At 56.1% G+C, this 1,020-nt stretch carries 2 protein-coding genes; one reads left to right on the top strand and one right to left on the bottom strand.

Translation table 11 applies throughout. From position 1 onward, the window contains the following. The coding region (locus D6783_02450; protein RME53275.1) for a hypothetical protein at positions 1-283 on the top strand (283 nt) is incomplete at its 5' end. A 366-nt stretch (positions 284-649) separates the two neighbouring features. Here D6783_02450 and D6783_02445 read toward each other — a convergent pair. Further along, complete coding sequence (locus D6783_02445) at positions 650-925, bottom strand: hypothetical protein (GenBank protein RME53274.1); 276 nt, start codon at positions 923-925, stop codon at positions 650-652. Between the last annotated feature and the right edge of the window lie 95 nt (positions 926-1,020).

Raw genomic sequence — 1,020 nt, 5'->3', positions numbered from 1 at the left:
CGAATGGCTCATAGAGTTTGAGCAAGCTCCTGCCGACATCGATGCTTTTGCCTCCATCCTCGACCAGGAACTCCAAAACCTCAACTCCGACTACGAAGCAAAACGCTACCACAACATGGCCCTGGAACAACTCCGGGTACACCCCCTCCCCCCCGACACCTTCGCAAAATGGATGAAGGCCCGCGGCAAATTCGGCGGCCAGAACAAAGTGCCCCGCCTCTCCAACGAACGGAAATACGTAGAGTCCATCCTCCGGTTCAGCGATGAAGAACTGAGGAACTGAAGAACTGAGGACCTGTGAGAAACAATGACAAGATCGTTCCTCGCCAACTAGCCCCTCTTTGTCATCCTCCGTAGGAGGAAACGGGCTGCTACACGGTCGCCCACAATACCCCTCCTCGCTCGTCTCGAGCTCCGCTCGTTGACGGACATTCGTAGCGGCCTCTGGCCGCAACAAAAGAAAGCGAGAGGCAGTGGCACCAGCACTCCAAACTGCACTAGCCCGTTCATCCCACGCTAGCCCCCCCCTTTTGTCATCCGCCGCCAGGCGGATCTTCACAACTAACGGGCTACTACACCGTCGCCCACAATGCCATTCCCAGCACTAGAGAAGAAACACAGGGTATATGAATTAGCCCCTTTCAATTTCTTAAGGCAACAGCCAAGCAGAATGCCTCCTTTGAAGATCCGCCTGCGGCGGATGACAAAGAGCGCTAGCTTGGCCGTTCATCAACGAAACCCAGCCACCAACAGCCACACTGGTTAATGGCTCTTCGAAACGCCCCCCCTCGCTCCTCTCGAGCTCCGCTCGTTGACGAACATCCGTAGCGGCCTCTGGCCGCAACCAAAGGAAGCAAGACGCTATGGCTCCAACACTCCAAACCCCGCTAGCCCTCTCATCCCACGCTAGCCCCCCTTTTGTCATCCGCCGGCAGGCGGATCTCCACAACCAACGGGCTGCTACACAGTCGCCCACAATGCCATTCACAGCACAACAGAACAAACAGATGGTATATGAAT

The sequence above is a fragment of the Candidatus Woesearchaeota archaeon genome (assembly GCA_003694805.1).
Lineage (GTDB): Archaea > Nanobdellota > Nanobdellia > Woesearchaeales > J110 > J110.
This window is presented reverse-complemented; position numbering and strand designations above follow the sequence as displayed.

Coding starts and splice junctions, on each gene's coding strand:
- D6783_02445 (RME53274.1), bottom strand. CDS start 925: ATGACAAAAGGGGGGCTAGCGTGGGATGAGAGGGCTAGCGGGGTTTGG.